The following is a 24,353-nucleotide window of genomic DNA, read 5'->3' on the forward strand; positions in this document are numbered from 1 at the left end:
CCTTAGAGATGAATTAACAAACGAAACGTTCGATAACCCAATCTCCTACTCCCCGCGGACAAACAGTGAGTGTTTGCATCTGAAATAGACAACTTTATAAGAGCGCCGTGCTTCCGCTGTGTTTCGCGATTATCAATCACAAAAGAACTATCCATGGCAAGTTAATAAAATTAACAAAAACTTAACCATCTCCGCAAGTTACGACCTCTCACGCTCACTGTTTATACGCAATCGTCATGCCAAACGTTTACCCTTTAAATATCAATAAGTTAAGCTGAAACGGTAATTTCTCTCAGTGCAGTGTTGGTAATTACCACCAGATATTAGTGATATTGACCATTTCCGAGCAAAACATAAGTAAAAAACATGATATTGTCCGCCCGAATAATATGCTTTCCAAAAACCATATCGAGTCATTCCGATTCGGTTGGTTTATTGAGAAATCTGCGACTTGGCTACAATCACTCGCATTACCCAGATTTAAAGCTTGATATATAATCAAAGAGTTACGTTGTGTATTAACAAGGAAGTGTGCATTGCTACGTTCTCTCTCTAAAGCCTTACTCGGTTCAATGCTTGTACTTGTCTCGGCTTGCTCCTCAATTCAGCCAAGAGATCCAAGTGAGAAATCCACCAGCTTTCAGTTCGGTTATCAAAATGACTCATCTTTGGCAGAATTTTTTGAAAGCTACGACAAAAAACCGAACTCAGACACTGGCTTTTACCCTCTTAATCAGGGAAACGATGCGCTATTAGCTCGAATCGCACTGATTGAATCTGCCGAAAAAAGCCTAGATTTGCAGTACTACATCTACCGCAGTGATGAAACCAGTCAGCTAATGACGTGGCGTTTGTATGAAGCAGCAAAACGTGGTGTACGCGTTCGCCTGCTTCTAGATGACATGCAAAAGCGAAACGATGCAGGAATGGCAGAGCTGAACGCTCACCCAAACATCGAAATCCGACTGTTTAACCCACACCAATATCGAGATGCGCGTGTATTTGCACTGGCAAGTGACTTTGACCGCCTTAATCGTCGCATGCACAACAAGGCTCTGATTTCCGATAGTGTGTCTGCCATTGTCGGCGGCAGAAACATTGGTAATGAATACTTCTCTTTCGAGTCCAATGTCGAGTTTGGTGATTTCGATTTGATGCTTTATGGCGAGTCCGTGACGCAAACGGCGGACCAATTCGATTTGTATTGGAATAGTCTCTATGCCATCCCAATGGAATGGATTGTGCCTGAGTCTGAAAAAGTGGCAGAAGATGCGATTCAAGCGCAAGTGAAAAAGCTAAAATTGGAAGAGAAGTTTTCTACTGGTCCCTATAACTTCAAAGAGTTAGACCTGTATGAGGAGCTCCAACAAGGCAAACTGAACTTATATTGGGGACAAGGCCAAGTGTGGTTCGATTTACCCGATAAAATTGCCACTCAAGAAAGCCAACTGGTCGCGAACTTAGGTGAACTCCTTGAGAGCATTGAAGATTCTTTTGTCCTGATTTCCCCTTACTTTGTGCCAACAGAATCCGGAACAAAAGCTCTGACTGATGCGGCAAAACGAGGGATAGATATCACCATCGTGACGAATAGCTTGGCATCAAACGATGTATTTGCTGTGCACGGTTGGTACGCCAAGTACCGAGAAGATTTGGTTAAAGCGGGCATTAAACTATGGGAAGTAAAAGCCAGCGCGAAAATCAAAAGCAAATGGAGCTTAACCGGTAGCAGCCGAGCGAGTCTGCACGCCAAAGCCATGATGATCGATGGGAAAACCTTGTTTGTAGGTTCGATGAATTGGGATCCGCGTTCGGCTGAGCTCAATACAGAGATGGGCGTAGTTATAGAGCAACCAGAATACGTGCAAAAGCAACAAACCGTTTTGCCAGAACAGTTGAAAGAAAACGCCTATCAACTCATCATCAAAGACGGTGATATCGCATGGATTGATCAAGCAACAGGCGAAGAATTTGATTCAGAGCCAGAAGCCAGCGTGTGGAGAAAAATGGGCGCTTGGTTCTCGGGTATTCTGCCAATCGAGGACCAGCTCTAACTTCCCAGCGAAGATAACGTCAACAAACCTAAATCAAAACGCTATTCAGCACTGAGTAGCGTTTTTACGCATAAGAAAGGAATCTCAATGTCAGTAACATGGAACGATTACTATCAAAAGGTTGCGAGCCAACCTCACCGACCAAACGTAGAACGTGCCGCCAATCTGCTTAAGCTCGACAACAAAATCGCCGTTGATGCAGGATGCGGTACCGGTCGAGATTCCAACTACCTCCTCAATCAAGGCTTTACCGTTTACGCGTTTGACACTCATCAAGATGCGGTGGAAACTTGCTTGACGCGTTTCGAAGGCAATCCTAACTTTTCCATATCGCAGTCTTGCTTTAGTGACTTTGATTACCCGCCATGCAGCTTGTTGATTGCCAGTGCGAGCTTGTTCTTTTGCCCTAGTGAACACTTCGAAAGTGTGTGGCAAAGAATCGATTCAGCCTTAGTCTCCGGTGGTGTTTTTTGTGGGGATTTACTGGGCGTGAAAGACTCTTGGGTCAAAGCCAAAACGCATCCAGACATCAGTGCGTTCACCAGAGAGCAAGTCGAAGCATTGTTTGAAGGATATGACATTCTCCACTTCCATGAGCGGGATGAAGATGGCAGCACTGCTCTCGGCAATGCAAAACATTGGAACATGTTCAGCGTCACTGCGGTCAAACGTTAATTCGTTACTCTTATTCGTACTAAAAGGAGTGTTATGTACCATTTCCAAGGCGTCACATTAAGACGAGCCGTTCCGGAAGAAGCCAAAGCGCTCTATAAGCTCATCACTGAGGATGAACGCTGGGCGCAATTCAACGGTCCTTACTTCCCTTATCAAACACCGACATTAGAAGGCTTTCGTAACCACACCTTTCAACGCCTACTGAAAGGTGAAGACATGTTATTGATTGAGTTCGAAGGTAAGCCCGTTGGTTCAGTGAGTTGGTATTGGGAATGTGAGAGCACTCGCTGGCTTGAAGCTGGCATCGTCATTTACGATTCAAACTCTTGGGACAAAGGGTTGGGGTTTTGTGCGCTAGTACCTTGGATTAGCCATATATTCGAAACCCAAGACATAGCACGAGTTGGTTTAACAACGTGGTCTGGTAACCCAAGAATGATGCGTTGCGCAGAAAAGCTTGGCATGCAACAGGAAGCCCGGATTCGTAAAGTACGTTACTACCAAGGCGAGTACTACGACTCCATCAAATACGGCGTATTAAGAGAAGAATGGCAAGCGCTGCTCCAACAACTCTATAACCAAGAACAATTGGCGTAAATCATCGTATTTAATGAAAAGGCTTGGCAACGCGCCAAACCTTTTTAGTTGGGTTACTTGGATATAGGGTAAACCACTCTAAAACGCTCAAGCACCAATAAACGTTGATCGTGCCACTCGATGCCAAGCTCCTCACATTCCGCTTTAAAGAGTTTAGTGTGCGCTTCTCGCCACCAAGCTATCGAGCGGTCGCCCTCCCCTTCAGCTTGGGCAAATTCTTCACTCACGTCCGAATATCGGCAGGTACTGACGTCTGTAATTTGAATAATACAAACAGGTTCGCCGCCCCAATTGGTCACCACTTGTAAGTGCCCGACTTGAGGCATCACCTCTCCGTGTTCGCTGTACCAGAGCTCCATACTACAAGAGGCCGTTTTCTGGCCAATTCTAACCAGCTCAGCACAGGTATTGGCGTTGTACTCGTCAGCGCAATAATAATCAGCGCTTACTGAGGGAATCGCTGCTTGCTCTTGTTGAGAGAGCGTCTCCATATAATGGGTGAGATAAGCTTGTGCTTTGGCGTCCATACTTCTGTTCCTTGGTTCTGCTTTTCCATCGCTTTACTAGCCGGAAAGAGTATCCATTCATCATCAAAAGAACAAGATACGAGCCCATCAGAACGCTTTATAAAACAAGCATTTTTCATCTGTTTTTTGCTAAACCTTGTCGGTATTTGCTATGGTTTCAGAGATCCATCCATTCTCGACGCAAAAGGACGTTCTATGCGCTTAATCATCGGCATCTTCTTCGCTGCTCTGCTCTCTTTTCCAACTCTTGCATCAGAAGAAAAATACTCAGAGTCCGAGATGCTAGACAGACCATTGATGGAACGCTACATCCTCGATGAACTGAAATCACTGCGTCAGGAACAACAAGATCTGGAGCGACGAATGATCGTCGAAATCACCGATCGTGAACTGACTGTCGCGGACAAATCGTTGAACTACGCCAACGTAACGGTCACTTACTTCTTCTACATCATTGCTGGTGTCGCTTCTTTGATCGCCTTTGTTGGTTGGCAATCTCTTCGCGAATTTAAGAACAACACCACAGAAATGGCGGACAAACGCCTCGAAAAAATTGCTCAAGAATATGAGAAAAAATTCCTAGAATTAGAACGCGATTTAAAACGCAAAACGCGTATCATCAGTGAGAACAACAAAGAGATTGAGAAAATCAACGAAATCCACAACTTATGGTTGCGTGCACAAAGCTCACAAACACCTGAGCAGCGTATCGATATTTACGATGAGATCTTACTAGTTCGACCTGGAGATTTAGAAGCACTTACATACAAAGCAGACGCAGCAATGGAAATCAAAGAGTACCACTGGGCGTTGAGCCTCTGTAACCGCGTACTTGAAGTCGATGACACCAACGGCCCAGCGTTGTATCAACGTGCTTGTGCTTACTCTCGCTTAGGGATAGAAGAACAAGCGATTGAAGATCTTGAACGTGCGATAGACACCAGCCCATCAATTCGAGACCTGCTAGCGGAAGAGCAAGACCTTGAACTTCTTCATGGCCATGAACGATTCGAACGCTTGCTGTACTCAGCCGCAGAACAATAATCCACATTCAAATCTTAAAGTATGCGGGTGGAGAAGGCGTTCACCCTTCTTCATCTAGCGTCAAATTCGACCCTGCATGATCTTTCCCTAATACGTCTTCCGGGTTTCTTAATGCACAAGTTTCTAATGACAAACAACCACAGCCAATACAGCTACCTAAGTCACTTTGCAATGCCTTGAGTTTCTGAATTTTCTGCTCTAACTGCTCATGCCAATGGCTTGCCATGGTTTCCCATTGAACTTTGTTCGGTGCTTGGTGCTTAGGTAATTCTTCAAGTGCTTGCTTTATCTCTTCTAATGACAAGCCCACCTGCTGCGCGGCTTTAATGACCGCTACACGACGTAGCACACTACGATGATAACGGCGTTGATTTCCTTGATTCCGCCAACTTGAAATTAACCCCTTTTGCTCGTAAAAGTGCAATGCAGATACCTTAACGCCAGAACGCTTTGCCACTTCACCAACACTGATTTCCATCTCTTCATCCTTTTTCTAAAAGCGCTTTACCTCAAGTATGCTTGAGGTTCGAAGTTACACCACGTTAACATATTCAAGCAGACAAAAACGAAGAAAATACAATCATTTCAACTATGTTTGGTGCGATATGATTTCCTCTCACAAACCAGAACCGCACATCCATATAGAGATGCAATCCTTAATGAAGTAAATTAGAGATTCTCATCTTGCTCAATAAACGCAAAGGAAAGCGCAGTGAACTTAAGACAACTGGAAGTCTTCTATGCCATCATGCAAACCGGAACAGTCTCTGGCGCTGCACGTTTGTTACATGTCTCTCAACCAAACGTCACTCGGGTGCTTGCGCATACGGAACAGCAACTTAGCTTTACTTTATTCGAACGCGTCAAAGGTCGCTTGGTGCCAACGCAAGAAGCCAAAGCACTGTTACCAGAAGCAGAGAAGGTCTATCAGCAACTCGGCCAATTTCGCTCGCTCACCAATAAGGTGAAACAAGGCACTCAACACTTGAGAGTTGGAGCTCCCCCCGTATTGGCTTCCCAATTGCTTGCTCCAACCGTTGCCACTCTTTCCAAGCAACAAGGTATATCGTTTGAACTACTAACGGCAAACCGTGATGAGCTATGTTCAGGCTTGCTTAAGCACGAATTGGATGTGGCGATTGCCTTTGGTGAAGAAGCCCCTCCCGCGATTTTGAGTGAGGTTTTACTTAAGCAACAACTTGTTCTAATTGCGCCAAAAGAAGCGCTCAATTCGGACGACGAGACCATTTCGTTTGATGATTTGATTCAGCACGACTTGCCAATCATCGGCTTGGACAGTCGTGACCCGCTTGGTTTATTGCTGCACCAAACCTTAACCGCTCGCGACGAACACTACCAACATCCAATTACGGTGCGCAGTTACGCGGCTGCGGCAGAGTTAGTCAAACACCACGCGGGTTTCGCCATTGTTGATCCTTGGACCGCAAAACAATATCAGCATGATGAAGCAGTCAGCGTGCGCTCACTCTCTCCTACATTGTCGTTTTCAGTGTCTATATTATTTGCCGAGCACACCCCACAGTCCATTTCTACCAAGCTATTTATTGATTCCGTAAAGCATCAGGTGAATCAGTAATTTAGTGCTTACCTTTGTCCATAACTTCAAGTTATAGGCGCACAACAAATAGGCATTCGGCTTCCCTCTTCAAACTGGCTACATTGTTTGAAAACGCCATTACTTGAAAACATATTGAATGACAGAGGGAACCATCATGCAAATCGCTCAACCTTACTTACTATTTCTCGGCGACGTCACCGACCCACTCGCCGCAAAAACCGCGCGAGGCATTCATCAATGGCGTCCTGAAATTTGCTTAGGGCAACTTCGCCTTACGTTAGAAACCGTCTCCCTAGGTTTAACAGATATGACGCTGCAACAAGCTCAGCAGCAAGGTGCAAAAACCTTGGTGATTGGCACAGCAAATCCTGGTGGTGTTATTCCTGAATCATGGCAGGCGACATTACTAGAGGCAGCGGAAATGGGGTTTGAAATTGCATCAGGTATGCACCAACGTCTTTCTGAATTTGCGCCTTTGAATGACTTACAGCAACGCGGTTTAACCCAGTTGCACGATGTACGCCATTACGATGAATCGCTGAAAGTGGGCAATGGTAAAGCGCGCTCAGGTAAACGCTTACTAACGGTTGGCACCGACTGCTCGGTTGGAAAAATGTTCTCAGCCCTCGCAATTGAGAAAGCCTTACAGCAATCTGGTTGTAAAGCAGAATTTAAAGCCACAGGTCAAACAGGCATCTTAGTCGCTGGTAGCGGTATTTCGATTGATGCTGTTGTCGCGGACTTTATCTCCGGTGCAGTGGAATCCATTAGCCCAGAGTTTACTGACCATGAATGGGACATCATTGAAGGGCAAGGTTCACTGTTCAATCCCTCTTTTGCTGGTGTGAGTTTAGGCTTGCTTCACGGTGCTCAAGCAGACGCTTTGGTATTGTGTCACGAGATCGGTCGCCCGCACATTCGCAACCTTCCTCATGCTAAGTTGCCAACGATTGAACAAACCATCGAAGCGAATTTACAAGCTGCACGTTTAACAAACTCTGACACACGTCTTGTCGGAATCTGCTTGAATACTTCTGCAATCAGTGAAGATGATGCCGCACAGCTTTGCCAAGATTGGAGTAAGCAATACCAAGTACCAGTGACCGATCCTGTGCGTTTTGGCGTAGAGCAAATTGCTCAACACATTATTGCGATTTAAGTTGCGATTTAAGGATTGTAGACGCGATGAAAATTCATGTAGAGCCCGTCACCATTGCGATGGCGACGCCTTTCCGTATCTCCCGTGGCAGTCGAACCGAATGTCACGTGGTGCGAGTAACCATAGAGCAAAACGGCATCAGCGCCAAAGGTGAGTGTACGCCTTACCCCCGTTACGGCGAGTCGGTGGAATCGGTGATCAAAGCCATTTCTCAAGCCGCTCATGAACTACAAGGTTTATTTGCCAAAGGTGACGCGAACATAGTCTCCCTCAGAGAAAAGCTGCAAACCCTTCTCCCTGGTGGTGCGGCACGTAATGCACTCGACTGCGCGATGTGGAACTTACAAGCTAAGCTAGCGGGCAAGCAACACACTCAAGATTTATTTGAACTGCCAGCATCGATTGTCACTGCGATGACCGTGTCGATTAACACGCCAGAAGCGATGGCAAACCAGACTCGTAACTACATCAAACAAGGCGCAAAACTACTTAAAGTGAAGCTCGATGGCGAACAAGTGATTGAGCGTGTACGCGCTGTTCGTGAAGCGGCAGGCGATGCGATGATCGTGCTGGATGCGAACGAAGCATGGCAAGAACTGGATTTAGACGCCACCTTTGCCGCGCTAGCGCCATTGAATATCGCAATGATTGAGCAACCTTTGCCATCGAATGACGATGACAAGCTAAAAGACATTTCGCACCCTATTCCACTTTGTGCCGATGAAAGTTGCCATACGCGCCAACAATTGCATGAATTGGTAGGCAAATACGAGATGGTCAACATCAAGCTCGACAAGACGGGTGGTCTAACCGAAGCCCTACTGCTTGCAGAAGAAGCGAAACGCCTTGGCTTTACCTTGATGTCTGGTTGCATGCTAGGCACTTCATTGGCGATGCGAGCAGCACTACCTATCGCTGTTCAATCGAAAGTGGTCGACTTAGATGGTCCGGTTTTACTGGGTCAAGATGTTGAGCCTGCTTTGGTATATCGAGAAGGTGAAATCGTCCTGTAAAGGATCAGTGATCACCCCATCACCCATTTCATGACCTAGATTAAAAAACAATCACCGTCAGCATGAAATAAGTCACATAAATTACGGGGTTATTACGGCATGCTAATACCGTAGTAACCTCTAATGCGCTTTTTCAGCAAGGTGGTGGTTGTATGTATAGAGTCATCCGAAAAATGACATGGAAGACGAAAAGGCGGTAAACCCGCCCTACTCCAATGCAGTTCGTGCCTGATATCAGGTTTGCTTTGGAACCGTTGATTGGCCGCTAAAGGCTCACTCGGTTTCGCACGTCATTTGCAAGGAGGCTCTATGCCTATCAATAAGATCCGCAACGTCGCCTTTGTCGGTCAAACGGGTACCGGCAAAACCACACTGATAGAAAAACTGCTCTACACCTGCCAAGCTACCAACCATTTAGGTTGTGTGGAAAAAGGCGATACGGTGACCGATTTCGACCAACAATCCATCCAATATCAACACAGTATCGAAGCCACCCCAGTCGCCCTAAGTTGGAACAAACACCGCCTCAATATCATCGACACTCCCGGACAAAGTGAATTACTCGGACGCACACTCAGCGTGTTCCCTGCCGTTGAAACTTCCGCGTTGATCATCGACCCACAAATGCCCATCAACCAAACGTCTGACCGCTTGTTCGCTTTTGCTAAAGAGCAGCAAAAGTGCCAGATGATCATCATCAACAAGCTCGACAATCACGGTAATCAACTTGAAGCCGTGATGGAAAACATCATCGAACACTTCGGTGACAACTGCTTACCAATCAACTTACCTTCAGCCGATGCCAAATCCGTGGTCGACTGTTATTTTGAGCCAGAATTAGAACGTGACACTTTGCTTTCACGAGTTGAAGATGCTCACGAAACTCTGATTGATCAGGTTATTGAGGTCGATGAAGCCTTAATGGAACTCTATCTCGAACAAGGCTCAGAACTGACAGCAGAACAACTGCACGACCCATTTGAGGAAGCGTTAAGAACAGGTCACGTCATCCCAATTTGTTTTGTTTCTTCTGAAACGGGCGCAGGCGTCGAACTGCTCTTAAGAACGTTGGCAGAAATCATGCCGATGCCAAATGAAGGTAACCCACCACTGCTTGAAAAAAATGGCAAAAAGGTCAAAGTAAATTGTGAAGCACTCGAACGCAGCGTCGCGCATGTATACAAAATCAGCGTCGATCCTTATATGGGTAAGTTAGCCTATTTGCGCGTCTATCAAGGCGAAATAAATGCCGGTTCTCAACTCTACATAGGCGAAAACAACAAAGCATTTAAAGTCGGACACCTATACCAATTACAAGGCAAAGACCGTAGTGAAATCCCTAAAGCGTTGGCGGGTGACTTCTGTGTGTTAGCCAAAGTGGATGAGCTCGAGTTTGATGCCATTGTGCATGACTCCCATGAAGAAGATGGTGTTCAACTTAAAACCCTCAACTTCCCAGATTCCATGTACTCACTGTGTCTCAAACCGATCAAACGAGGCGATGAGCAAAAACTCAGCGATGTGCTTAATAAAATCGCCAGTGAAGACCCATCGCTTAGAATTGAACATCGCGCACGCACCAACGAGACCATCATTAGTGGACAGGGTGAATTCCACCTCAAAGTGGCATTAGAGAAAATGTCTTCTGTTTACAAACTGGAAGTGGAGACCAGCCAACCAAGTGTCGAGTATTTTGAAACCATTACTAAGCCTGCTGAAGGACATTACCGTCATAAGAAACAAAGTGGCGGAGCTGGTCAGTTTGGTGAAGTGCAGTTGAAAGTGCGCCCCCTAGAACGGGGAACTGGCTTTAAGTTCGTGAATAAAGTGGTCGGCGGAACGATTCCAACCTCACTTATCCCTGCTGTAGAAAAAGGCATTGTACAAGCTCTTGAAGAAGGAGCGATTTCTGGCAATCCAATCAAAGATGTCGAGGTAACGGTTTACGATGGTAAATACCACTCGGTTGATTCAAAAGAGATCGCCTTTGTGATCGCCGGTAAAAAAGCCTTTCTAGATGCCATCAATAATGCCGGACCAATTGTATTGGAACCGATTGTTCAAATGGAACTGCATATTCCGACATCGAATGTCGGTGATGTGTCTGGCGATCTTTCAGGGAACCGAGGCTTGATTGAGGGTACTGAGCCTATCGATGCGAACTTCACCATGCTAAGAGCAAAATCTCCAATTAACGAACTGCAAGATTATGCTCGACGATTGCGCTCAATAACTGGGGGTGAAGGCAGTTTCAATATGACGCTCAGCCATTACGAACCAGCGCCGCCAGCCATACAAAAACAAGTGTGCGACGAAGCAACGCAGTAAAGTTAAGTTAAGTTAGCACTGGTTTCAACAAAAACGCCCTCAATCTAGAGGGCGTTCTCATTACTAATCAAATTACTTATCAAGTGACAAACCTATCTGGCTGAGCTTGCTTTCGAACGCTTCCACACTTTCGGCCTGATAAGTTGGAGAACCGTTAAAGTAGCGAGGTTTCTCTGGCAACATCGCGTTTTTCAACTCTTTTTCCTGATCGACATTGTCATGGTAAACCGTCACGCGATTTGGAATATCCTGTTTCATTACAGCCATTTTGGTTCTCCTTTATTAAGACGAACTTAAAGCGTAGATGCGAACAAAAAATGCGCAAAAATCGACCAGCGAAAATTTGATCTTCTAGACAATATTAATCTAATTTCATTTCCATAATTCGCTCAATACTGGTTTGCACGGACAACACACAAGCTAGCAAATACATTGAATGGATTAGACGCTCATAACTAAAATGACGTGAAGCCGTCGAACTTTGAGCCAAGCGCTAGCGTTTCGAGCGTGGTTCTTGGATCTGATATAAACGGCGTTCGCTCTCAGCACATGTAATTTCGCAGTTACAGACCTTATCTACACCCACGTTATTCAAGCCACCGCAACTGCCTTGAATACGTTTGTTGTGAAAGATCACGCCCAATGACATCAACAAAATGATGGTTAGGAAACCTAAAAAAGTGAATAGCCAAACCATTACTTCACCTCTTTCACGTAAGAAGAAACCAATGCTTTAAGCTTAGCCGGACGAAGCGCCATGAGTGCTTTTTTTGATTGAGGTTTGGGATTGAGTAATAACGAAGGCACTTCTTTGCTTTTACTGCTACAACCTCTACAACTGTCTTTTTTGGCGTGATTGGTTGAAGGTCGACCCTGCGTGGCAACCGTGAGAGGTGAACGTGGTACTCCTAAAACATCATCCAGTGAGCTGCGAGTCGATAGCTTAAAGACTTGCTTACCGCTGCTCAAAAGCTTACCTAGCGCCCGTTCACCAATGTTGCGAACCAGCACCGCATCCACTTTGTATTCTTGCAAAGATTGAATAAGTTGTGATTTTGCTTTGCAGCCAGCTTGAGGCATAGAAGCGATGTTTGCTAAGTTCTTTAGTAAACCGTCGGAATCTGAGTAAATCGCAATATACGGTGCTTTGACAAAATGGTTGGCGACGCGTTCGCCGTCGTTTGGAATGGCATAAATCATGAGTTTGACTCCTGGTCAGGAAAAACTAATGCATGACCCTCAACTAGGCTTTTCGCAACTTTAAAACGTGCGCTTTTCACCGTATTTCCGAAGGTTTGGCGAGAGACGCCCATTTGCTCGGCCGCTTGCTGTTGGCTTAACCCTTCGAAATCAGACAAACGCAACGCTTCCAATTCTTCTGGCAAAATATCGACTTTTTCGAGTTCATAAAATGGAACTCCATTGGGTTTAAAACAATGGTGTGCAGCACGTCCACATATGCGTCTTTCTATTTTTGGTCTCGCCATGACAACCTCTCTACATAACGCCTTCACATTACGCCCGTTTATGGCATATGCCAATTACAGTTTTTAGCATATGCCAATATCTTAGTTTGCAAAAATCGACGCCTAAGCGAAATATTCTTTAGACATCTAACAAATTAGCACTCAGCATTACAAACCACCATACGATTCATCGCACTTCACATCAGAAAAACCTTTAATTTATGTGGCTATTTTCATCTAATTCTCACGAACACATTCACACCAATTAACAATTGAAACTATAATTCATCTAATACATTAGTTTGAACACTAATGATTAATTAGTTACCCTAAGTAGGCTATTTAGAGAAAGGAAACTCAATATGACGTACAAAACTCCCTTACTACTAGCGATTGGTGCGCTAGCAGCGACCAACGCAAACGCAAGTGAGTGTGGAACGGTTACCATCGCAGACATGAACTGGAACTCTGCGACACTGATTGCTAACGTGGACCGTTTTATTCTTGAGCACGGCTACGGCTGTGATGCCGAACTCATCCCTGGCGACACCATGCCAACCGGCACCTCAATGATCGAAAAAGGCCAACCAGACGTTGCTCCTGAGCTTTGGAGTAACAGTCTCAAAGATGCGTTAGATAAAGGTGTGGAAGAAAAGCGCCTTCGTTATGCCGGCAAAGCTCTAGTTGATGGCGGTGAAGAAGGATTCTGGATTCCTGCTTATCTGGTTAAACAATACCCTGAAATGAAAACCATCGAAGGTGTGAAGAAGCACGCTAAGCTGTTCTCTCACCCAGAAGATAAAAGTAAGTCTGCTTTCTACAGTTGTCCTGCGGGCTGGAACTGCCAAATCAGTGCGGGTAACTTATACAGAGCGATGGATCTTGCAAGTGCCGGTTTTGACATTATCGACCCAGGTTCAAGCGCTGGCCTATCCGGTTCTATCGCAAAAGCTTACGAACGTGAACAAGCGTGGTTTGGCTACTACTGGGCGCCGACGGCTGTGTTAGGGAAATACGACATGGTGAAAGTCGATTTCGGTAGCGGCATCGATTTAGAAGAGTTTGTGAACTGTACAACTCAACCTGAATGTGATGCACCAAAACCAACCATGTACCCACCTTCACCTGTTCATACCATTACTACAGAAGAGTTCGCTTCACGTTCTCCTGAGGCTTATAACTACTTCTCTAAGCGTGGCTTTACGAATGCGGACATGAACCAGCTATTGGCTTGGATGGAAGACAATCAAGCTGACGGTGAAGAAACCATGTTCCATTTCCTAGAAAACTACCCACAAATTTGGACCGCATGGGTTCCTCAAGACGTAGCTAAAAAAGTGCAAGGCGCACTGTAAGACTTAGACGTTTCGTAAACGGTATAGGAATACCGCATTTGTTGTATGCCGAGGCTCAATAGAGCCTCGGTAAGAAAAGGAAGTAAACATGTCTGACTCGAACTGGCTGAGCGAATTTCCAGAGATGGATCGCTCCGATCTTAGAGCCATCCGTAAAACGCTCGATGGTGCCTACCGTGATTTTTCTCGTGAATATGGCGACCTTATTGAATCCTTCTTCGACCCATTACTCTCATTCCTCGTTTGGTTCGAAAAACTGCTTATCTCTACCCCTTGGGTGATCATTCTCGCCGTCTGCACCGCATTAGTTTATGCAGCAAGTCGATCTTGGAAACTTGGTGTCGCGTGCTTTGGCTCTCTCTTGCTCATTGGCTATTTCGGCATGTGGGAAGACACCATGCGAACACTCAGCATCATTACTGTGTGTACTATCCTCGCCATTGCCCTTGGCATCCCCATTGGTATCGCGATGGCTCGCTCTAACCGAGTGCAATCCGTCGTCACACCACTGCTGGACGTAATGCAAACCATGCCAGCTTTTGTCTATCTGATTCCAGTCGTTATGCTGCTTGGTATCGGTAAAATTCCGGGATTGATTGCGGTGGTCATCTATGCGATACCGCCTGTCATTCGCCTTACCAACCTTGGTATCCGGCTTGTAGACAAAGAAGTGCTTGAAGCCGCCACTGCTTTTGGCGCGAGCAAGAAACAACGCTTGGTTGGAGTTCAACTCCCACTGGCAATGCCAACCATCATGGCGGGCATCAACCAAACTATTATGATGGCGCTTTCTATGGTCGTTATCGCTTCGATGATTGGCGTAAAAGGCTTAGGTCAGCCTGTATTGAAGTCGATTACCAACCAATATTTTACACTTGGTTTGTTAAACGGCTTGGCCATTGTGGCATTAGCAATTTTATTCGACCGTGCATCACAAGCCTACGCGAAACGCACTCAAGCGCATTTAGGAGATCTGAAACATGACTAAGCCTCTTATCGAAATCAGCGGCCTGTATAAGATCTTCGGCCCGAAACCACAAACCGTCATTGATCGTGTGAAACAGGGACAAAGCAAAGACCAAATACTTGCTGATACGGGTCATACGGTCGGATTGAAAGACATCAATCTACAAATCAAGAAAGGCGAAATTTTTGTCATCATGGGTCTATCTGGCTCTGGTAAATCGACAATGATTCGCCACTTCAACCGCTTGATTGACCCAACGATGGGGCAGATTTTGGTTGAAGGTGTCGATGTGATGAAACTTTCACCAAAAGAGTTGGAAGAATTTCGTCGTCACAAGATGTCGATGGTATTTCAACGCTTTGGCCTGCTCCCTCACCGCACTGTCGTAGACAACGTTGCTTATGGCCTTGAAATTCAAGGCTTCAAGAAAGATGAGCGCCTTGCAAAAGCGAACGAGTGGTTAGAAACCGTTGGTTTAAAAGGCTACGAGAACCAATATCCAGCCCAGCTTTCTGGTGGTCAGCAACAACGTGTGGGGCTAGCGCGCGCATTAGCAACCGATGCAGAGATCCTATTGATGGACGAAGCTTTCTCCGCTCTCGATCCTTTGATCCGAAGTGAAATGCAAGATCAGCTTATCGAACTGCAAGAGAAACTGCACAAAACCATCATCTTCATTACTCATGATTTGGACGAAGCACTTCGTTTAGGCGATCGCATTGCGATCTTGAAGGACGGCGAGTTAGTACAGCAAGGTTCTCCAGACGAAATTCTGCTTCATCCTGCTGATGAGTATGTAGAGGCGTTTGTTAAAGACGTGAACCGTGCCCGCGCGCTCACAGTTGAAACCGTAATGCAGCCACCAGCGTACCGCATTGCAGCAACAACTATCGAGGAAGCCCTCATCGAAATGAAGCGTGTGAAGCAAGATTATGCCTACCACGTGACCGACGAAGGCTATCAAGGTGTTGTTACCAAAGAAAGCTTATTGGACGCAGCGAAGACTGACGGTGCGCAAGAGTTGGATGACGAGATTTACGAGGAAGTACCTGTTGTCTCTCCAGACACGGTTATTGAACAAGTTCTGCCTGATACCATGTCATGCGATTACTCACTCCCAGTTGTTGATGACGAAGGTAACCTGCAAGGTGAGCTAGAACGCAGCGCCGTAGCAGAGATCTTCACTGATGCTTCAGAAGAGGAAGCACCATCAAAGGAGGTCAAAACCCCTCCGCCAATGGATAAGGCGTCCTAATAGGTTAAAGGCTCATCATCTGATGAGCCTTTTCTATTTTTCTAGCTATCTCTGTCTTGTTACCTACTGGCTCTCATTAAGAGTGCAACCATATAAGTAAGGCAAAAACCAACAGACACAACACAATACCAAACAGAAGAACTCGCCCTTTCATCTCTGGTGATACCGGTCGATGAGGCCGTTTACCTAGCGTCAGAATATACAATCCCGCATACCCAATACGATAAACAACGCTATTTAAAATGAGTTCAAACATGAGCCAACGAATAAGCGAACCCAATACTCGGGCAGTTCCTATAAGTAATTCTTCCATTTTTACTTCCCTGTCTTTCTATTTGCAAATCACTGACGTTAAAGAGTTTTTCTAACAAAGGCAGATCAATGGTTTGCTTTCTTCTGACGCAGGTGTAGGAAACGAGTCTATTATTAAGACCATATACCCAAGTGACCTTAGCATACATGCTTCGAGATCATTTCGGTATATCAACTTGTTGATTAAAAGAGGAATAAAATGAAAAAGACACTATTAGCACTCACCAGTGCCGTATTTATTTTAGCCGGTTGTCAGGACGAGAAACCAGCAGAGACAACCACAGTTGACGTTCCTCAGGCGACAGAAGTTGAAAGTACGGTTGATGCAACTCCTATTGAAGAAGAGCAAGTGATCACGACTGATACGTTTGTCGATTCTGGCCACAATGCGCAAAATGCACTGGATTGGAACGGTATATACAAAGGCAAGCTTCCATGTGCAGATTGTGCAGGAATCGACACAACGCTAACACTGAATGAAGACGGCACTTACTCATTGGTAGAGCTGTATGAGGGTAAAGAAGGTGAACCAATCAAATCTGAAGGTAAGTTCACTTGGAACGAGTCTGGCAATACCATTACTTTGGTCGACGAGTCAGGTCCAAACCAGTATTTCGTTGGTGAAAACATGCTAATGAAACTGGATATGAATGGCGAAAAAGCAACAGGCGAGCTAGCGTCATTCTACAACCTAAGCAAAATGCCTTAGCGCTAATTCATCATTCAATTTAGTCCTGATAGAACATAAATCCGAGCTTCCCCCGCTCGGATTTTTTATTTCTCGTTATTTAGAATGAAAATCAAAAAAAGTCATCCATTAAGAAAATTAACAAATTCATCAATTGACGCAAACGTTTGCTATTGATAGATTGCGCCATCTTTTCCTTTTGTAAGTATGTCGTATGCAAATTCTTAAACGTTTCGCCGCACTGGTTCCTGCCGTGCTTTCATTCTCTGTTTTCGCTCAAACTCAACCAATCCTAGTTCAAGGTGCAATGGATATTGAAACCAGCACGCTTGTAGAAGCCCTAGATGACGCAAAAGAAACCACCGTTGGTTCTTGGACTTTCTGGCAAGGTGAAATCGACGGCTACCCAGTCGTGGTATCTCGTACCGAAGTTGGCTTGGCCAATGCAGCCGCTTCTACCACGATTGCAATTGAACACTTCAATCCTAAATACATCATCAACCAAGGCACATCTGGCGGTCATGACCCTAAGCTTTACCGTGGTGATATTGTTGTCGGTGAAGCAAGCTTCAACATGGGTTCATACAAGTCTGAATTTACTGAAAAAGGCAAAGGCATCGACCCAACGAAGTGGCAGAACTTCGACGTAACCATGCGTTTACGTGAAGACGGTGAGTTTGTTGAACATAAACAGTTCAAAGCGGATCCGGCATTGGTTGAAACTGCTCTTTCTTTGTCTGAAGGATACAACAAAGGCAAAGTTGTAAAAGGCTTGATTGGTTCAGCGGACGAGTGGAACCGCGAAGTAGACCGCATCAACTGGTTCCATGAAACATACGGTACATCTGTTGAAGAGATGGAAACCTCATCAGCGGCTTTGGTTGCTCAAGCTTACCAAGTGCCATTTGTTGGGATTCGCATCTTGTCGAATACTGACCAGCACAAACAAGACTTTGACCCGCAAACCGCTGTCGATTGTCAGCTATACACGATTGATGTGATTAAAGCGCTGATCAAAAAGCAATAGTCGCTTTTTTGAATCGCAAAGGGAGGCACAACGCCTCCCTTTCCTATTTATAGGCACTGCTGCTTGAGCCAGTTTGTCAGTTTTATAATTTCGGTCTGACGGACTCGGCTCTTTTTGTGCACAAAGTAAAAGCTATCTCCCGTCTCCAAACCGTGCGAAGGGATATAAACCAAATCTTGAGCCTTATCCCGTTCATTCAACATGAAGTCATTGGCAAACGTAATGCCCTGATCGTAACGAGCGGCTTCGATAGCCAGCAACATGTGGCTGAAGTGCTGCATGTCGATGTTCTTTGGAAGCTCATAACCACCCACGCTGCACCATTCTGCCCAATCTTTACCACGCTCACGATAGATGGAGTCAGTAGAAAGAATCGGATAGTTCCAAAGCGCATCCGGCAACGGCTGGTCTTGAATCTCCTTCCAAAGATTCAAACTACAAACTGGGTACAAAGTCTCATCATACAAACGTACCGCCATGTAATTACGCTTCGGTTTTTGAACCGTAATGAAACAGTCTCCGACACTGTCCGTTTGTTCAGGATCACCCGCAACCATATTCAAGGTAAGGTCGATATCGGGGTGTAACCGCTTAAAATCCGCCAGACGTGGTATCAACCATTTCACCGCTAGCGAACTGTATATCGCCAACCTTAAACTGCCCTTATCACCCTCTCTCACTTTCTGACTAGCCATTGCGATCGAACTGATGGCGGGGCTGATGTCTTCAAGATAACGAGCTCCCGTTTCCGAGAGTGACAGTTTGCGTCCTTGACGAATAAACAAAGCTTCACCGAGATAATCTTCGAGCAAACGTATTTGATGGCTTACCGCACTTTGAGTCACGTTGAGCTCCTCTGCAGCGAGTGAAAAGCTTAGATTGCGCGCGACCGATTCAAAACAGTGCACCGCTCTTAAAGGTGGCAGTTTCATTATCTAAAAATCTCATACTTAAACTAATAAATATCATTTCACTTCATCCTATGACATCCCCTACTCTTTGGCAAAGAAACAGGAGAGGAATAACGTGAAAGTCACATCTGTCGGTGCAGCCATGCTGCTATTAATTGTTGGTAACCTAATTGCGGTGCTTTCAGACGCTTTGATCAAAAGTGTCGGTAACGAGGTGCCGGTTTTTCAGTTCGTATTTTACCGACAATTGTCCGCTGTGATGATGTTATTGCCCGTGTACTTATTCACTAAACAAACCCCTCTAATGGAAGGCTTTAAATGGCATGCTGTGCGTGCTCACGTGTGGTTGACGGGTGCTATTTTTATGGTTTTTGCGATCTCTTCAATGCCGCTCGCAACCGCCAATGCGATCTTCTATGCAGCTCCACTTATCATGTTGCCACTTGCCGCGTTCTTTTTTGCTGAGAAGCTCTCTGCTCAGTCTATCGCCGCTGCCGTCATGGGCTTTGCTGGCGTGCTTGTAATTATTCGTCCTGACCAAATTGATTGGGCGGCATTATCAGCATTAGCGGTCGCGATAACACTAGCCATCAACAACTTATTGATCCGTAAGCTGCCAAAGAATCAATCCGTCGTCCACACGCTACTTATGACTAACCTCGCGGGTATTCCAGTATCTCTGCTGCTTGTATTTATCGAAGGGGAAGCATGGGATTGGAGTTCATTCCCAGTCGCGACAGGATCTAGCTTATTCATTATGATTTATGCGGCAACTTGTGTACTGGCTTACCGCTCTATTGATAGCAACAAAATTGCCAGTGCCGAATACAGTGGTTTAATTGGCGCTGTCTTCGTTGGTTTGATCTGGTTTGGTGAAGTACCGGATATCTTTATGGCAATTGGCACAGTAATGATTGTCGTTCCTTTGATTTGGCTATCCAAACGCGAGCGTAGAAAACAAAAACAAGCGCAAGCCGAAAAACAATTGGAAGAACAAAATCACCATCAAGCACCTGCGGCGTAAATGGACTAAAAAGCCGAGCATTCATCGCTCGGCTTTTTTACTTTAGGACGAGACAGACAAATCTTGCCTCTCGCTAGTTATCAACTTACTGGTTTTTGATGGCGTTAATGGTTAACGCTTTTTGCTCTAACGCTTTAAAGTCAGCGCTCTGCTTAATTTGGTTCAATGTGTCAGTAATATCGAACGTTCCAACCGCCTGCTTTGCGGCCTCAAAGGGTGTCACTCCTTTTTCCAATTGAAGGATGTCATAGCCTGCTGCCTTCAACGCATAAATTGCGGCTGCACCACTTGGATAGAAATACCCCCAACCAAACTGAGACTCCACACTTTCACGATTTTGATACTGAGTCGTAAACGCGTAGCTATCAACGAACTTGAGCTCGGAAAAATTCGGTAGCGCATTTCTCAATGCCATCACTTCAACATACCAAGCACTGCCTTCAAACAACTCTTGGCCAAGTCCCATATTCTTCGCATAACGCTTACTGCTGGTATCAATATTGATTTGCTCCTGAGTCAAAGCGATGTATTGCTTGAGCATGGTTTTCGCTTCGTCTTGGGTCATTGTTTTAGGCAAAGATTTAAACAGGTCCAGTGCCGCTAGCTTGTAAGTAATCTGCTCTACATTCACAGGGTAACCGTTGAGCTCGTTGAAGTAATTGGTAGGGTCACTAAAGTGCTCCAGTTGATAATCATGAAACATCTCATGCACAGCTAATGCAATGGTGTTGCGTTGATGCTCACCTTTTACGAAGGTCTCTGAGGGCTTATACACTTGGAGATAGTACTTCGCTCCGTTAAACGTATATTGCCTTTCATACACCCCATTACCTTTGTTTATTACGTCATGAAAGACGTGCATATTGGTTTCGTACTGATAGATATTCAGTGCACCACTTTCATTGACGCCTAACTTTTGTGCTTCTCCTGGGACTTTGGAAGGATTGACCAAATAGGCAGTGACTGGCGTGCTGCTCTTTTCATCCAAACTTAGAAAGTAAGCTGGCGTACCTGATAAGTAGTCCCCATAACCGCCCCAAACGGATTGGAATTTCAGTGCATTCACAGAGGCATTAAGTTGCTCGAAAAGCTTACTATCACCCTCACTGGTCAAAGACGTTTCGCCTTCAGGGGAGACAAGTTTACCTAGGCCGTATTTGGTTATCTCTTGCTCAGACATATTGTGTATGTTTTGTGCCGACGCTGCATTAATCGTGAAGTAGTAGAAACCTTCAGGGTCTGGCAAACCCATCTTCTTGTAGTAATCAATGTAAGGTTGATGATACTTGTGACCGACAGGGAAATCCGTTGCGACTTGGTCTTCGGTTGCCCATGAATGAACGCCAATCGTTGCACCGCTTTCAATTGTTCGATTTACACCAGCCAAAAATAAATCTGTACCGCCAGAGGCAATCTGCCCACTGCTCGTAATATGGGAATCCAGCTGTTTAGCACGAACTTGGTAAGCCAGTTCCAGGTTTGATTCATCATCAACGGAACCATCAATACTAATGAACTTAAGCTGCTTCACGTTACTGTGTTTCGCCATCATTTGCTCGAACGCCTTTGGGGAACCCTGACAAATCACCCCTTGCAATTCTGCGATGTCTCCTTTCACCACAAATGACAAGCCAGATTCTTGAGCTGACAGTTGGTCACCACACTGGGACGTAAATGTGTTAGATTCCGTAGCGCTTCCATCTTTCCCTTCTGAACCACAACCAGACACCACCAAGGCAATGCTCATGGCCAATACTCGTTTTTTCATTCCTTTCCCCAATAAAACACCGTTCAATATTGAGGAGCATGATAAACAAAAAAACTGCACGTTCTGCTAATTCTTACGTTCGCTTACACGCGCTTAAGAAACCTTCAGTAATGGCGTTTTTGTAAGTGAGCAATGTAAGTGCTTGCATGTCAGTCACTGGTGAAAGTCGTTGTTAGCATCAACTGCTATAGTTAAAACAGTAAATAAAAACTAGGGCAGTGCTGAATTCGTCATCGTTTCCATTAACTTCTGATCATGTTTGCATTCTAGGGTGACTCATCGCCGTGGATACAATTCATTCACTGCCTCTCCTTTGAGGGCCTGTGCATGCAAAATGGTTTCCAAACGACACTTCGATACCTAGTCACTTCAACACTTTGTTTCTTTGTTTTATTCAGTACTTTTTCTCATGCAGCTCAATTAAAAGTTGGGACCTATCCATGCCCACCCTTTGTGATCGGCTCAGTCGATACTCAACTGAATGGTTTAAGTGTTGAGCTGTGGGAATTGATTGCGAAGGAGATGAATGTGGAGTTTTCCTTCGAGCATCACCCGTTAGATGATCTTCTTAACTCGATAGAAACGGAACAAATCGACATTGGCGTTTCATGCATTTCAATTACTCCAGAACGTGAGTTATTCGCTGACTTTTCCCACTCTTTCTATGAGACCCACCTAGCGATTGCAGTTAAAAATCAAGGGTACCTACATACCTTACAATCGATCTTCATGAACCCTGCATTGTGGTTAATCGTAGGCGCGATCATTCTGGTTGCAGGTTTGGTTGGGGCGTTTTTCTACGCGATAGAAGAAGGGAAAAATGAAAAGCTGTATTCGATGAAAAGCCGAGTAGGACGTTGGGTTGAGAGCTTTATTCTTGGGTTGCTTTTCATTACGCGAGGCCCCTTTAACTACTTCGAGTTTAAGAGCTTAACAGGACGAATCGTAACGGTGTTTATTGGTGTGTTTAGCATGCTCTTTATAGCCAGTATCACCGCCGTGCTGGCCAGCAAATTGACCCTGAGCCAAGGCTATTCTCAAATCAAAAGCATTAACGACCTCGCCAATGTCAAAGTGGGGACCAAAACCGCAACCACCTCGTCTTTGTTGCTAACAAGCTTCGGTATTCGTCATCAAGATTATCAAGACATGACCGCGCTTTTAAATGCATTGGATACAGGAGAAGTCGAAGCCATCGTTGCCGATGACGTCGTGCTCAAATACATGATTGGTAACGGCAGAATATCAGGGCAATATGAAGATTTAGAGGTGCTACCTTACCAGTTAGAAAAGCAGAACTATGGCTTCATCATTACGGAAAACAACACGTATGAAGAAGAAATTAACCGTGCGCTTCTGCAAATTCGTGAATCACGGAAATGGCGCAAAACGTTAGTCGATTACTTTGCCGATAAGTAATGTCGAGTTGCCATGAATCTTAATTTTCATTGAAATAAGAAAAAGCCCTTTAATCTAAAGGGCTTTTAGGTTCAACTAAGTTGGCAATTATTGCGGTAGTACTACTTTGCCATCTTGAATTGGGAATGTCTTACCTGCTGGCTTGCTTTGCATACGAACGGTTGTTGGCGCGCCAGCAACTTCGTAAGTGACATCGTAACCTACTACTTTCTCAGAAGTGGTGTATTCTGTGTGACATTGCTTTTCAGTTGACGTGACTACATCACCTTTCTGCACATTGTCTTGAATCTTACGACCTGTCATTGCACCTGCAACAGTACCGGCTGCAGTTGCAATCACTTTACCAGAACCACCACCAATTTGGTTACCTAAGGCTGCACCTGCTGCTGCTCCGCCTACAGTACCAAGTATCTTGTTGTTGTCTGTTGGTTCAACTTTGTGAGTTACGACTACATCTTTACATACTTGATGTGGGTTCTTCACCGTTTCCGTCACAGCTTCAACCAGCGTGATGTTTGCTTCTGTTGGTGCTGGTGGTGTCTTGTCTTTACAGCCTGCTAGAACGGCTACAACCGCAGTTGCGATTGCGATAGATTTCATATTCATGGTTTACTTCCCAGTATAGTTATCTTTGCTTGGCGGTATAGTAAATCTAGAAGAAAAATTCACATCAGGTGAAAACAAACGTCCGGTCATTAGCAGGTTAAAATACAGCGTTTTATAAACGCTGTGTTAGAGAAAACTCAGAGAAAGGTCAATTGGAGCGAGATCACATCAGTTTGAGCAATGAATATTGCGTTAAATACAATGCTAAGTTGAGCAAACTTTAGGCAGGCACCATCCAGCGAGTCCAAAATGCTAACAGCATGGTTGCAAAAAGTATCCAGACCAGAGTTGCGGCGGTGAGTGTGCCAATAAGGCTCAAACGATAGCTGAAGTAAAATACCGAAATCAGATAAGCGGCGTAAGGAATCAAAGAATAGATGCCAAATAATGCCGTTTGGCGAAGTGCTTCCATATCTCGATCACTGCCCACAATAAAATGCGCAATCAATGCGAAGGTCGGAAACAAAGGCACCAAACCAGCAATATAGAAGCTTTTTGATTTAGAGAGCATGGCGATGATCAACACAGCGCAAGCTCCGAGTATCGATTTTAAAAATAGACTGGTCATTAATAGGTTAA

Annotated in this window: 26 protein-coding genes; 15 read left to right on the forward strand and 11 right to left on the reverse strand. The window is 45.1% G+C overall.

Translation table 11 applies throughout. From position 1 onward, the window contains the following. The first annotated feature begins 536 nt into the window (after positions 1-536). The 3 genes from L1076_RS15245 (at position 537) to L1076_RS15255 (ending at position 3,326) form a co-directional block, all read left to right on the forward strand. The gene (locus L1076_RS15245; protein ID WP_237303930.1) at positions 537-2,054 is read left to right on the forward strand and encodes a phospholipase D family protein; all 1,518 of its coding nucleotides are present in this window, start codon (positions 537-539) and stop codon (positions 2,052-2,054) included. A gap of 87 nt (positions 2,055-2,141) precedes the next feature. Next, positions 2,142-2,729 (forward strand): class I SAM-dependent methyltransferase, encoded by a 588-nt coding sequence (locus L1076_RS15250; protein WP_237303931.1) that lies wholly within the window; start codon positions 2,142-2,144, stop codon positions 2,727-2,729. A gap of 33 nt (positions 2,730-2,762) precedes the next feature. Continuing rightward, positions 2,763-3,326, forward strand: a complete 564-nt coding sequence (locus L1076_RS15255; RefSeq protein WP_237303932.1) for a GNAT family protein — start codon at positions 2,763-2,765, stop codon at positions 3,324-3,326. Between the two features lie 53 nt (positions 3,327-3,379). Here the strand turns inward: L1076_RS15255 and L1076_RS15260 are convergent, their stop codons facing one another. Then, positions 3,380-3,853, reverse strand: coding sequence for an ASCH domain-containing protein (locus tag L1076_RS15260; protein ID WP_237303933.1), 474 nt, complete (start codon positions 3,851-3,853; stop codon positions 3,380-3,382). Positions 3,854-4,048: 195 nt separating this feature from the next. On the opposite strand from L1076_RS15260, the gene L1076_RS15265 reads away from it, so the two are divergent. After that, positions 4,049-4,897, forward strand: a complete 849-nt coding sequence (locus L1076_RS15265; RefSeq protein WP_038864988.1) for a hypothetical protein — start codon at positions 4,049-4,051, stop codon at positions 4,895-4,897. Positions 4,898-4,937: 40 nt separating this feature from the next. Here the strand turns inward: L1076_RS15265 and soxR are convergent, their stop codons facing one another. Further along, positions 4,938-5,375 carry a redox-sensitive transcriptional activator SoxR gene (gene soxR, locus L1076_RS15270; RefSeq protein ID WP_038864987.1) on the reverse strand — a complete coding sequence of 146 codons (438 nt, stop codon included), beginning with the start codon at positions 5,373-5,375 and terminating at the stop codon, positions 4,938-4,940. A 234-nt stretch (positions 5,376-5,609) separates the two neighbouring features. On the opposite strand from soxR, the gene L1076_RS15275 reads away from it, so the two are divergent. The 4 genes from L1076_RS15275 to fusA all read left to right on the forward strand — a co-directional run bounded on the left by L1076_RS15275 (position 5,610) and on the right by fusA (position 10,976). Then, the gene (locus L1076_RS15275; protein ID WP_045408081.1) at positions 5,610-6,494 is read left to right on the forward strand and encodes a LysR family transcriptional regulator; all 885 of its coding nucleotides are present in this window, start codon (positions 5,610-5,612) and stop codon (positions 6,492-6,494) included. A 136-nt stretch (positions 6,495-6,630) separates the two neighbouring features. After that, positions 6,631-7,635: an N-acetyltransferase DgcN gene (gene dgcN, locus L1076_RS15280; protein WP_039975545.1), complete on the forward strand. Its 1,005-nt coding sequence runs from the start codon at positions 6,631-6,633 to the stop codon at positions 7,633-7,635. A gap of 26 nt (positions 7,636-7,661) precedes the next feature. Further along, positions 7,662-8,648, forward strand: a complete 987-nt coding sequence (gene dgcA / locus L1076_RS15285; RefSeq protein WP_237303934.1) for an N-acetyl-D-Glu racemase DgcA — start codon at positions 7,662-7,664, stop codon at positions 8,646-8,648. Positions 8,649-8,957: 309 nt separating this feature from the next. Continuing rightward, positions 8,958-10,976: an elongation factor G gene (fusA, locus tag L1076_RS15290; protein ID WP_105068061.1), complete on the forward strand. Its 2,019-nt coding sequence runs from the start codon at positions 8,958-8,960 to the stop codon at positions 10,974-10,976. 72 nt (positions 10,977-11,048) lie between these two features. Here fusA and L1076_RS15295 read toward each other — a convergent pair whose 3' ends face one another. The 4 genes from L1076_RS15295 to L1076_RS15310 form a co-directional block, all read right to left on the reverse strand. Continuing rightward, a complete protein-coding gene (locus tag L1076_RS15295) occupies positions 11,049-11,243 on the reverse strand; it encodes a hypothetical protein (protein WP_038876598.1) in 195 nt (64 codons plus the stop codon). 226 nt (positions 11,244-11,469) lie between these two features. Then, complete coding sequence (gene nqrM, locus L1076_RS15300) at positions 11,470-11,673, reverse strand: (Na+)-NQR maturation NqrM (RefSeq protein ID WP_038876596.1); 204 nt, start codon at positions 11,671-11,673, stop codon at positions 11,470-11,472. Further along, a complete protein-coding gene (locus L1076_RS15305) occupies positions 11,673-12,176 on the reverse strand; it encodes a NifB/NifX family molybdenum-iron cluster-binding protein (RefSeq protein ID WP_237303935.1) in 504 nt (167 codons plus the stop codon). Before L1076_RS15305 ends, nqrM begins: the two co-directional genes overlap by 1 nt. Then, positions 12,173-12,463: a DUF134 domain-containing protein gene (locus L1076_RS15310; RefSeq protein ID WP_038876592.1), complete on the reverse strand. Its 291-nt coding sequence runs from the start codon at positions 12,461-12,463 to the stop codon at positions 12,173-12,175. Before L1076_RS15310 ends, L1076_RS15305 begins: the two co-directional genes overlap by 4 nt. A 341-nt stretch (positions 12,464-12,804) precedes the next feature. Between L1076_RS15310 and L1076_RS15315 the strand changes: the two genes are divergently transcribed. The 3 genes from L1076_RS15315 (at position 12,805) to L1076_RS15325 (ending at position 16,019) form a co-directional block, all read left to right on the forward strand. Further along, the gene (locus tag L1076_RS15315) at positions 12,805-13,797 is read left to right on the forward strand and encodes an ABC transporter substrate-binding protein (protein ID WP_104037737.1); all 993 of its coding nucleotides are present in this window, start codon (positions 12,805-12,807) and stop codon (positions 13,795-13,797) included. 88 nt (positions 13,798-13,885) lie between these two features. Further along, positions 13,886-14,785: a proline/glycine betaine ABC transporter permease gene (locus L1076_RS15320; RefSeq protein WP_237303936.1), complete on the forward strand. Its 900-nt coding sequence runs from the start codon at positions 13,886-13,888 to the stop codon at positions 14,783-14,785. Beyond that, positions 14,778-16,019, forward strand: a complete 1,242-nt coding sequence (locus L1076_RS15325) for a glycine betaine/L-proline ABC transporter ATP-binding protein (protein ID WP_039975555.1) — start codon at positions 14,778-14,780, stop codon at positions 16,017-16,019. Before L1076_RS15320 ends, L1076_RS15325 begins: the two co-directional genes overlap by 8 nt. 76 nt (positions 16,020-16,095) lie before the next feature. Here L1076_RS15325 and L1076_RS15330 read toward each other — a convergent pair whose 3' ends face one another. Then, entirely contained in the window at positions 16,096-16,332 is a 237-nt protein-coding gene (locus L1076_RS15330) for a hypothetical protein (RefSeq protein ID WP_039975557.1), read from the reverse strand. 198 nt (positions 16,333-16,530) lie between these two features. Between L1076_RS15330 and L1076_RS15335 the strand changes: the two genes are divergently transcribed. Beyond that, on the forward strand, positions 16,531-17,040 hold the full coding sequence (locus tag L1076_RS15335; RefSeq protein ID WP_042604679.1) for a copper resistance protein NlpE N-terminal domain-containing protein: 510 nt from the start codon (positions 16,531-16,533) through the stop codon (positions 17,038-17,040). Between the two features lie 193 nt (positions 17,041-17,233). Further along, positions 17,234-18,046 (forward strand): 5'-methylthioadenosine/S-adenosylhomocysteine nucleosidase, encoded by an 813-nt coding sequence (locus tag L1076_RS15340; protein WP_038876582.1) that lies wholly within the window; start codon positions 17,234-17,236, stop codon positions 18,044-18,046. A gap of 47 nt (positions 18,047-18,093) precedes the next feature. On the opposite strand, the gene L1076_RS15345 is transcribed toward L1076_RS15340, so the two are convergent. Then, positions 18,094-18,978 carry a LysR family transcriptional regulator gene (locus tag L1076_RS15345; protein WP_038876580.1) on the reverse strand — a complete coding sequence of 295 codons (885 nt, stop codon included), beginning with the start codon at positions 18,976-18,978 and terminating at the stop codon, positions 18,094-18,096. Between the two features lie 94 nt (positions 18,979-19,072). On the opposite strand from L1076_RS15345, the gene L1076_RS15350 reads away from it, so the two are divergent. Then, positions 19,073-19,981, forward strand: a complete 909-nt coding sequence (locus L1076_RS15350) for a DMT family transporter (RefSeq protein ID WP_039975560.1) — start codon at positions 19,073-19,075, stop codon at positions 19,979-19,981. An 85-nt stretch (positions 19,982-20,066) separates the two neighbouring features. Here the strand turns inward: L1076_RS15350 and L1076_RS15355 are convergent, their stop codons facing one another. Further along, complete coding sequence (locus tag L1076_RS15355; protein WP_237303937.1) at positions 20,067-21,749, reverse strand: hypothetical protein; 1,683 nt, start codon at positions 21,747-21,749, stop codon at positions 20,067-20,069. Between the two features lie 327 nt (positions 21,750-22,076). Between L1076_RS15355 and L1076_RS15360 the strand changes: the two genes are divergently transcribed. Further along, complete coding sequence (locus tag L1076_RS15360; RefSeq protein WP_042604683.1) at positions 22,077-23,168, forward strand: transporter substrate-binding domain-containing protein; 1,092 nt, start codon at positions 22,077-22,079, stop codon at positions 23,166-23,168. Positions 23,169-23,255: 87 nt separating this feature from the next. Here the strand turns inward: L1076_RS15360 and L1076_RS15365 are convergent, their stop codons facing one another. Next, entirely contained in the window at positions 23,256-23,774 is a 519-nt protein-coding gene (locus tag L1076_RS15365) for a glycine zipper 2TM domain-containing protein (RefSeq protein ID WP_038869168.1), read from the reverse strand. Between the two features lie 220 nt (positions 23,775-23,994). Next, entirely contained in the window at positions 23,995-24,342 is a 348-nt protein-coding gene (locus tag L1076_RS15370) for a GlpM family protein (RefSeq protein WP_038869166.1), read from the reverse strand. Positions 24,343-24,353: the final 11 nt, after the last annotated feature.

It is taken from the genome of Vibrio sp. MMG023 (assembly GCF_021654215.1).
In the GTDB taxonomy this organism is placed as follows: Bacteria; Pseudomonadota; Gammaproteobacteria; order Enterobacterales; family Vibrionaceae; genus Vibrio; species Vibrio jasicida.